7 protein-coding genes and 1 tRNA gene are annotated in these 8,995 nt (G+C 65.2%); 5 read left to right on the top strand and 3 right to left on the bottom strand.

The genetic code is table 11. The annotated features are described in order from the left end of the window. Positions 1-603: 603 nt before the first annotated feature. The 3 genes from QZ964_RS07700 to QZ964_RS07690 all read right to left on the bottom strand — a co-directional run bounded on the left by QZ964_RS07700 (position 604) and on the right by QZ964_RS07690 (position 2,177). Positions 604-679 (bottom strand) — tRNA-Asn (locus QZ964_RS07700). A gap of 203 nt (positions 680-882) precedes the next feature. Continuing rightward, positions 883-1,791 (bottom strand): sugar kinase, encoded by a 909-nt coding sequence (locus QZ964_RS07695; protein ID WP_292530686.1) that lies wholly within the window; start codon positions 1,789-1,791, stop codon positions 883-885. A gap of 47 nt (positions 1,792-1,838) precedes the next feature. Continuing rightward, on the bottom strand, positions 1,839-2,177 hold the full coding sequence (locus tag QZ964_RS07690; RefSeq protein ID WP_292530684.1) for an iron-sulfur cluster assembly accessory protein: 339 nt from the start codon (positions 2,175-2,177) through the stop codon (positions 1,839-1,841). Positions 2,178-2,374: 197 nt separating this feature from the next. Here QZ964_RS07690 and QZ964_RS07685 point away from each other — a divergent pair, with 197 nt between their 5' ends. From QZ964_RS07685 to QZ964_RS07665, 5 genes are all read left to right on the top strand, one after another. Further along, positions 2,375-3,589: a deoxyguanosinetriphosphate triphosphohydrolase gene (locus QZ964_RS07685; RefSeq protein WP_292530681.1), complete on the top strand. Its 1,215-nt coding sequence runs from the start codon at positions 2,375-2,377 to the stop codon at positions 3,587-3,589. Between the two features lie 128 nt (positions 3,590-3,717). Further along, entirely contained in the window at positions 3,718-5,499 is a 1,782-nt protein-coding gene (argS, locus tag QZ964_RS07680; protein WP_292530679.1) for an arginine--tRNA ligase, read from the top strand. An 84-nt stretch (positions 5,500-5,583) separates the two neighbouring features. Further along, on the top strand, positions 5,584-6,903 hold the full coding sequence (locus QZ964_RS07675) for an SPOR domain-containing protein (RefSeq protein ID WP_292530677.1): 1,320 nt from the start codon (positions 5,584-5,586) through the stop codon (positions 6,901-6,903). Between the two features lie 9 nt (positions 6,904-6,912). Then, the gene (gene nagZ, locus QZ964_RS07670) at positions 6,913-7,917 is read left to right on the top strand and encodes a beta-N-acetylhexosaminidase (protein ID WP_292530675.1); all 1,005 of its coding nucleotides are present in this window, start codon (positions 6,913-6,915) and stop codon (positions 7,915-7,917) included. Positions 7,918-8,174: 257 nt separating this feature from the next. Beyond that, positions 8,175-8,981 carry a ScpA family protein gene (locus QZ964_RS07665; protein WP_292530672.1) on the top strand — a complete coding sequence of 269 codons (807 nt, stop codon included), beginning with the start codon at positions 8,175-8,177 and terminating at the stop codon, positions 8,979-8,981. The last annotated feature ends 14 nt before the right edge of the window (positions 8,982-8,995 follow it).

Genomic DNA, 8,995 nt, shown 5'->3' with positions numbered 1-8,995 from the left:
AAACAAGAAACCCCATAGATCGCCGCACATATCCCACCGCGCCTTCGTTCAATCCGGCTGCAATGAGGTCCGCATAGCCATGCCCGAAAAATTGCGCCGCGGACCTCACAGAAGCCTCCAGATTCCCCCGGCGCGAATTTTCTGACTCATTTGGCGCGAAGGAGATTCGCGTGGGGTGCGGCACGGTTAGGTGAGACATCCGGCTGCGGTAATTTGAACCGCAACCGGAGGTTTGGAAGTGACAAAAGAGGAAGAGCGTACTGCTGGGTCGAGATCGCCTGATCGCCTAGCTCTGGCTCTCATGAGCTGAAGCGGAGGAGCATTTTGATTGCTTCGTCGCGCAGGACCCCAGGCATTCAATTCCCGCCCTCTGGCGCATGACGTTCTTTCAGCAGGTCACATGATCGCCGTGCTCCTGGCCGGGGATAGCCACAGGCTTGGCCGCACCGGGCGCCAATAGGCGCGCAGAGTCTCGAGGATGCGCTTATTAAGAGATAGAGGCAATGCCCCGTAGCCCCATGCCAAAAGATACCACAGACGCTACCATATCGGAAAGGGCTGCAGCGCGTGGCCTATATTACTCCATCATCTCTTTGATTTTATTGGCTCCCCGAGTAGGACTCGAACCTACGACCTAGCGATTAACAGTCGCGTGCTCTACCAGCTGAGCTATCGGGGAATGCGGTCACGCCTATACAGGCCAGGGGGCGGTTTGCCAAGCCCGTCAGCACAAATCCGGCTCCAAGCTGAGTCGGCAAAATCGCCGCCGTCATTCCCGGACGCCGCGCAGCGCGCGATTTGGGAATCCACAGCAAACGCAGCGCGCCTGGATCGGCTCTGATTCCCAGTCAGGCCTTGGGCCCGCCGGAATGACGCTCGCGCTCACGCCGGGCTCAGCGCGTCCGCCGGCGCGAAGGCGGCGAGCGCGGCGGCGACGTCGTCGGGCGCGGGCAGACCCGCCTCATTGCCAAGATGCTGGATCTTATGGGCCGACGCGGCGCGGGCGAATTCGAAATGCGCGCGCCAGGGCGCGTCCGGCCGCTCCAGATAAGAGGCGCAATAGGCGCCGTGGAAGACGTCGCCGGCGCCCGACGTGTCGACGATCAGCTCATGCGGCACCGAGAGCGACGGCATCTGCGAAACCTCGCCGTCTTCGTCGTACCACAACATGCCCTTCTCGCCGGTCGTCACCGCGCCGATCCGGCAGCCCTTGGATTTCAGCCAGCCGAGCATGTCGAGTTCCGAGAGCGACATCTGCTCGCACAGTCTTTCGGAGACGACCGCAACATCGACGAAGCCGGCCAGCTCGTCGATGCAGGGCCGCAGCGCGCCGCCGTCGAGCGAGACCAGCAGGTCTTGGGCCCGCGCCGCCTTGGCGTAATGCAACGCGGCGTCGGCCATATGTCCGTCGAGATGCAGAACCCGCGCTTGCGAAATGTCGAGCCGGGGAAACGGCTGCAGATAATTGTCGTCGCGGGCGCGCAGGATCGCCCGCTTGCCGTCATTGGGCCAGACGAAGGAGAGCGAGGAGCGCGCCACCCGCCGCGGATGCACGTCGATCCCGTAAGAATGGGCCATGTCCATGAACATATGGCCGAGCCAATCGGACGCGAGCGTGGTCAGCAGGCCGACGGGGTGGCCAAGCTTGGCGCAGGCGAAGCCGGCGGTGACAGCGTTGCCGCCGAAACTCACGGCATAGTCCTGCGCCAGCGTCTTCTGATCGCCGGCAGGCAGCCGCGCGGCGCGCATGGTGACGTCGATATAGGCGTGGCCGATGAAGAGCGCGTCCAAGGCTCAAATCTCCCAGATGCCGCCAACTGGCAATCGAAGCTGTAACCTCAGACCGCAAAGCTGGTTCCGCAGCCACAGGAGGCGACGGCGTTGGGATTTTCGATACGGAAGGACTGGCCCATCAGATCGTCGACGAAGTCGATCCTGGCGCCGGCGAGAAAGCCCATCGACGAGGGATCGATCGCGACCCTTGCCCCGGCCTGCTCGACGAGGGCGTCCCCTTCGCCCGGGGCAGCGTCGACGCCGAAATGATATTGGAAGCCGGAGCAACCGCCGCCCTCAACCGAAACGCGAAACACCGCGCCGGGCGATTCATTGGCGAGGATTGCGTGGATGCGCCGCGCCGCCTGTTCGGTGAGCGCAATATCGCTTGGCGCCGTCGTCATCCGTTTCTCCATCGCTTGCTTATGCGGGCCGTCGCGCGTTTCAGCGCGATTCGAGCGCGGTCGCGCGATCGAATGGAACTCGCCCCGAAAATCGAATTTCGGCCTATCCAGTTTTGCGCCTCGCCAGCCCATTGCGGATATGCTCCATGCCGCAAGATAGGTCCAAACCTGTGGCCTTTCAATGAAAGGAGCGCAATGTGGCGATTCGCGGCCCTCTCGCGCCATACGCCAGCGACGCGGCGCGCTCGCGCGGGCGGCTCTATCCGGAGTCGCCGTCGCCGACGCGCAGCGAGTTCCAGCGCGATCGCGACCGAATCATCCACTGCACCGCCTTTCGCCGGCTCGCCCATAAGACGCAGGTCTTCGTGCCGCTCGACGGCGATCATTTCCGCACAAGACTGACCCATACGATTGAGGTCGGGCAGATCGCCCGCGCGCTCGCCCGGGCCCTGCGGGTCGACGAGGATCTCGCCGAGGCCGTGGCGCTCGCCCATGACCTCGGCCACACGCCTTTCGGCCATGCCGGCGAGGGGGCGTTAGAGGCCTGCATGGCGCCCTATGGCGGGTTCGATCACAACGCCCAGGCGCTGCGCGTGGTGACGCTGCTTGAGCGCCGCTACGCGCGCTACGACGGTCTCGATCTCACTTGGGAGACGCTCGAAGGCATCGCCAAGCACAACGGGCCGCTGCTGCCCGGCGCACGCGATGAGCATGCCGTCCCTCATCCTGAGGAGCCTGCGCGCATAGCGGCGGGCCATCCGCTTTCGCGCTATATCGTGGAGTTCGACGCGATCTTTCCGCTGGGCCTCGATAGTTTCGCCAGCGTCGAGGCGCAGGCAGCGGCTCAGGCCGACGACATCGCCTATATCGGCCATGACATCGACGACGGGTTGCGCGCCGAATTGTTCTCGCTCGACGACATTGCGCGAACGCCTTTCATCGCAGGCGTTCTCGCGCATATCCGCGACGCGCATCCTGGCCTCGAACGGGGACGCGTCATCCACGAACTCGTGCGCAGGGTCATCACCGCCTTCGTCGAGGACGCGATCGGCGAATCGCTGCGCCGTCTGGCGCGGGTCGCGCCCGCCAGCGCCGACGCGGCGCGGGGGGCGGGCGAGACCCTCGTCGGCCTTTCGCCGCCGATGGCAGAAGCCGAGCGCGACATCAAGGCCTTCCTCTTCGCCAATATGTATCGGCACGAGAAAGTCGCGGGCGTGTGGGCGCGCGCGCGCGACGCGATCTCGCGGCTGTTTCCGGCCTTTTTCGAGAGGCCCGAGCTGATGCCCGCCGAATGGGCGGCGCAAGCGACAAAGCTGCAAGGCGCCGAGAGGGCGGTGGTGGTCGCCGACTATATCGCCGGCATGACCGACCGCTATGCGCTGGGCGAGGTGAAGCGGGTGTTTGGGGGCTAAACGCCAGCCGCTAAGGGACCTCCGCGTCGGACCGGATCGCTCAAGTTTTTTGCCAATCGCCAGCGGTGCGGATGATTTCCCCGGCCCAAGCTGTTAAACGGGCGGTCGACCTTCCCGCCCGGACCTCCATGAACATTTTCGACGACTTTCACGCCCGCATCGCCGCCGTTCTCGATCGCATCGCCGGCGACGGACGTTTGCCGAAGCTCGATCATGCGCGCTTCGTCGTCGAGCCGCCGAAGGATACGACGCTTGGCGATCTCGCGTCGAACGCCGCCATGGTCTTCGCCAAGGAGGCGAAGCCACATTTTTCGTCGCCGCGGGAATTGGCGGTCGAGATTTGCCACGCGCTTGCCGAGACCGAGAATGTCGCCAGCGCGGAAGTCGCCGGGCCGGGTTTCATCAATATCCGTCTGAAGCCGAAGATTTTCGCTGACGTTCTCCGCGCAGCGCTACGCGATCCGGCAAATTTCGGGCGCGTCGCCAAAGGCCGCGCCAGCGCCCTGCAGGGCAAGGTGAATGTCGAATTTGTCTCGGCCAATCCGACTGGGCCGATGCATGTCGGGCATGGCCGCGGCGCCGTCTTCGGCGACGCGCTCGCAAATCTCTTGGCTTTTTCGGGCTGCGAGGTGACGCGCGAATATTACATCAACGACGCCGGCGCCCAGGTCGATGTCTTGGCGCGTTCCGCCTATCTGCGCTACCGCGAAGCGCTCGGCGAAGCGATCACGATTCCCGAGGGCCTTTATCCCGGCGATTATTTGAAGCCCGTGGGCGCGGCGCTCGCAAAAGCGCATGGAAAGACGCTCGTCGAAAAGCCCGAGAGCGAGTGGCTGCCGATCGTTCGCGCCGCCGCCATCGACGCGATGATGGAGATGATTCGCGACGATCTCGCCGCGTTGAACATCACCCACGAGACGTTCTTCTCCGAGCGCGCCTTGCATGAGCAAAAGAATGGCGTCTCCGACATCGACGCCGCGATCGACTGGCTGCGGGCGAAGGGACTCGTTTACGAGGGCCGATTGCCGCCGCCGAAGGGACAATTGCCTGACGATTGGGAAGACCGCGAGCAGACGCTGTTTCGATCGACGCAATTTAGCGACGACGTCGATCGGGCGCTCAAGAAATCGGACGGCTCGCCGACCTATTTCGCTGCCGATATCGCTTATCACAAGGACAAGATCGATCGCGGCTACGACACGCTCGTCGACGTGTGGGGCGCCGACCACGGCGGCTATGTGAAGCGCATGGCGGCGGCCGTCGCCGCGCTTTCCGACAAGCGCGTGACGCTCGACGTCAAGCTTTGCCAGCTCGTGAAGCTGATGCGCGCCGGCGAACCGGTCAAAATGTCGAAGCGGTCAGGGGACTTCGTCACGTTGCGGGAGGTCGTCGAGGAGGTCGGCGTCGACGCCGCTCGCTTCATGATGCTCTACCGCAAGAATGACGCGCCGCTCGATTTCGATCTCGCCAAGGTCATCGAGCAGTCGAAGGACAATCCAGTATTCTATGTCCAATACGCACATGCGCGGGGAAAGTCGGCGCTGCGCCAGGCGCTCGCCGCATTCCCCGATATCGACCTTGCAGCCGAAAGCTTGGCGGAAGCGGACCTGTCTCGCTTGGTGGACGAAGGCGAGCTTGCGCTGGCCAAGATCATCGCGCAATATCCCAGGGCAGTCGAGGCTGCGGCGGCGGCGCACGAACCGCACCGCGTGGCCTTCTATCTGCACGAATTGGCGAGCGTGTTCCATTCGCATTGGAATCGCGGCAAAGATCAACCACAATTACGCTTTGTTAAGGCTGATGATAGACAGTTGACCATCGCCCGGATTGCGCTGGTGAGCTCTTTAACAGTCGTCCTGGGGTCAGGCTTGAGGCTGCTCGGCGTGAGCGCCCCGGACGAAATGCGTTAATCGACGCTTGAGGGCCACGTCCGGGCGTCGGACGCGCCTATTAATTTGCTTCGCGTCCCAGGGGATAAGTGAGCGAGGTGCATCATGCGCGAGACATCCGTTAGAGGCCCGGCAATCGACCTTGGCGAGTTCGAACGGCGGCTGCGCGGCGCGCGCGCCCCCCAAGTCGAGGATACTCTCGGAGAGCTTGCGCGGCTGGACCATGGGGAGAACTCCGGCGCGACAGATCCTTACGGCCGGATTCTGGCGGCGCCGCACGATCCTCGCATTCCGGCCTCCGAGCTAAGGGGATCCTATGACCCCGCGCCGCCGGTGGCGGCGGAACCGTCCTATTATCCAGAGCCGTCAATGGAGCAGCCTCCGGAGCGCGCCTATTCAGTGGACCCTGCGTTCCAAGACATGCCGCAGGGCCACGAACCGCGACAGGACGCATACGAGACCGGCTCCTACGGCGCCGAGACCAGTTGGAGCGACGACTCGCAGTTCCTCGACTACGGGCCGGAAGAGGGCGAATACGAGGCCCCCTACAAAAGCGGTTGGCGAAGCTGGTTCCGGCCATGGCACGCTGTCGTCGCGATTTCGCTCGTCGCGGTGCTGAGCATCGGCTTCGCGTTCTGGCATCGAAGCGGTTCAAACGCTTCGCGCGAGATTGCGACGATCATGGCGCCGGAAGGGCCCGTAAAGGTCAAGCCGAGCGCCGAGACCGAGGCGGCGTCCGACGCCAGCGGCGCCGTGGTCCTTGACCGTAAAGAGCAGGCCCCTGTTCAGCAGGTTTTGGCCAATCAGGAGCAGGCGGTAGATCCTTCCGTCACGCCGAATGTGGCGAAGCTCGGCGACGGCCCTGTAGACCTGCCGCATGAGCCTCCGCCGGCGGTGGCCGCGCCAAAGAGGGTCAAGACCGTCACCGTGCGGCCGGATGGAAGCCGGATGGACGAAGGGGCGTTGCCGCCGGCTGTCGCCGTGGCGAGCCGGCCTGCTCCGGAACCGGCGCCGGCTGCTGTCGCCATGGGCGCCGCGACCGCGACCCCATCGAGCCAGGCGAAGCCGACCGCGACTCCGCCGCGAATCGTCAAGCCGAAACCCGCGGCCCAGCAGGCCGCCGCGCTCGAAGAGTCGGCGGCGCCCGATGATGATTCCGACCCGGCGGCGGCTGCGGGCAAGGGCGGTTACGCCATCCAGTTCGGGGCGGCGCCAACCGAGGCGGATGCGCGCGCTTTGATGAAGACCGTCGTCGGCAAATATAACTCGCAGCTTGGCGGGCGGAAGCCGACGTTCAAAATGGCCACTGTCAACGACAAGACGGTCTACCGCGTGCGCGTCGGCGGCGTGAGCAGGGAGTCCGCCAACGCGATTTGCGGCAGGGTGAAAGCCTCGGGCGGCGCCTGTTTCGTCGCGGGGAACTGACCCGAAGACATGCGAGCCTTCATCTGCGGACTTAAGGGCGGCACGCTCGAAGAGACGGAGCGCGCCTTCCTGCGCGAGGCGGCGCCTTGGGGCGTGATTCTCTTTCGCCGCAATATCATTGCGCCGGAGCAGGTTTCCCGTCTGACCGCCGACATTCGCAGCGCTCTCGGCCGCCACGCGCCAATTTTCGTTGATCAGGAAGGCGGCCGCGTTCAGCGGCTCGGTCCGCCGCATTGGCGCGCCTATCCGGCAGCCGCCCGTTTTGAACTGGCCGGCGCTTACGCCGCGCAGGCCGAGCGGCTTGCCTGGCTCGGCGCGCGGCTTATCGCCCACGATCTGCGACAGGTCGGCATCGACGCCGATTGCCTGCCGGTGCTCGACGCCCCGGCGGAAGGCTCGCACGCGATCATCAGCGATCGCGCCTATAGCCGCGCGCCGGCGCGGGTCGCCGTTCTCGGCCGCGCCGCCGCGGACGGGTTGATGGCGGGCGGCGTCGCGCCGGTGATGAAGCATATTCCCGGGCACGGGCGCGCCCGCGCCGACAGCCATCTCGAGCTGCCGGTCGTCGAGGCGTCGCGCGCCGAGTTGGAGGCCACGGATTTCGCGCCGTTCAAGGACAACGCCGATCTGCCGATGGCGATGAGCGCCCATGTCGTCTACACGGCGATCGATCCAGCGGCGCCCGGCACGCTCTCGAAGGCCGTAGTCGAGGGCGTGGTTCGCGGCCACATCGGCTTCGACGGACTTTTGATGACCGACGATCTGTCGATGAAGGCGCTAACGGGGAGTTTCCGCGAACGCGCCGAGCGCGCCATCGCGGCGGGCTGCGATATTGTGCTGCATTGTAACGGCGACCTCGCGGAAGCGCGGCCGGTCGCGGAAGGCGCGCCGCCGCTTGCAGGCGCGGCGCTGGCGCGCGCCGAAAAGGCGCTTGAATGCATTCAGCACATCGAACCCTTTGACCTCGCGGCGGCCACGCGCGAGTTCGACGCAGCGATGTCGGCGGTGGCGTGAGGTCTTGCGTGTCGTGAAGCGGTCCGTCGCCGCGGCGCAGGCACAGGGGTGTGCGCGTCTCTGTTCCGAAGACCTTTCTCACGGGCAGGTGATCGACAATCTGCAGATTATCGACCCTTTCCGATAGCGGTCTCTTCTGTGGATGGCCGCGCCAAGGCGCAGGCCGCGCTTGCGATGGCGGGCCAATGGAGCCAATCTTCGCGTGAAAGTCAGGCGACATTGATTCGCCAAGGGAAAACAGGCGCAAAGCGATAGAAATGGCGCAGGAGCTGACCTTCGAATTGGACGAGCCCCGCGGGGCGGGCGAGGAGGCCTTCCTCGTCGACGTCGACGGGTTCGAAGGGCCGCTCGACCTGTTGCTGGAGCTGGCGCGCCGGCAGAAGGTCGACCTCGCGCGCATCTCCATCCTCGCTCTCGCCGAGCAATATCTCGCCTTCATCGAGGCCGCCCGCCGCGTGCGTCTGGAGCTTGCCGCCGACTATCTGGTGATGGCGGCCTGGCTCGCCTTCTTGAAGTCGCGGCTGCTGCTGCCGGAGCCGCCCAAAGGCGAAGAGCCGTCGGCGTCCGACCTCGCCGCCGCGCTTGCTGAACGCCTGCGCCGGCTCGAGCTGATGCGGCGCGCCGCCGACAAGCTCACCGAACGCGCCCGGCTCGGCCGCGACATGTTTTTGCGCGGCGGTCCGGAGGGCGTCGAGACGATCTCGCATCCCAAATTTCAGGCGAGCCTCTACGATCTTCTTTCGGCCTACGCCCGCCAGCGCCAGAAGACCGCGACCTCGCACGTGGTGCTGCGCCAGCGCGCGGTCTGGTCTCTGGCCGAAGCCCGCGAAGCCCTCGAGCGGCTGATCGGCGTCGCGACCGAATGGACCGTCCTGGACGATTTTTTGCTGCATTACTGTGTCGACATGCAGACGGCGCGCACCGTGCGCGCCTCGGCCTTCACCGCTTCGCTCGAAATGGTGCGGGAGGGGCGCTTCGATATGCGTCAGGACCGGCACTTCGCGCCGCTTTGGGTTCGGCGGCGCGCGCCTGAGGAAGCGGAAGCGTCTGTGGGCGCGTCTTAGCCCGGAATTTCGAG

Origin of the sequence: Methylocystis sp. (assembly GCF_021731785.1) — a bacterium.
Taxonomy (GTDB): Bacteria; Pseudomonadota; Alphaproteobacteria; order Rhizobiales; family Beijerinckiaceae; genus Methylocystis.
The sequence above is the reverse complement of the archived record's forward strand: the minus strand, read 5'-3'. Positions and strand labels throughout refer to the sequence as shown.

What these genes read in the sequence shown, in the direction of transcription:
- nagZ (WP_292530675.1), top strand. Translation starts at nt 6,913, where the DNA reads ATGCGAGCCTTCATCTGCGGACTTAAGGGCGGCACGCTCGAAGAGACG.
- QZ964_RS07665 (WP_292530672.1), top strand. Translation starts at nt 8,175, where the DNA reads ATGGCGCAGGAGCTGACCTTCGAATTGGACGAGCCCCGCGGGGCGGGC.
- argS (WP_292530679.1), top strand. Translation starts at nt 3,718, where the DNA reads ATGAACATTTTCGACGACTTTCACGCCCGCATCGCCGCCGTTCTCGAT.
- QZ964_RS07675 (WP_292530677.1), top strand. Translation starts at nt 5,584, where the DNA reads ATGCGCGAGACATCCGTTAGAGGCCCGGCAATCGACCTTGGCGAGTTC.
- QZ964_RS07690 (WP_292530684.1), bottom strand. Translation starts at nt 2,177, where the DNA reads ATGACGACGGCGCCAAGCGATATTGCGCTCACCGAACAGGCGGCGCGG.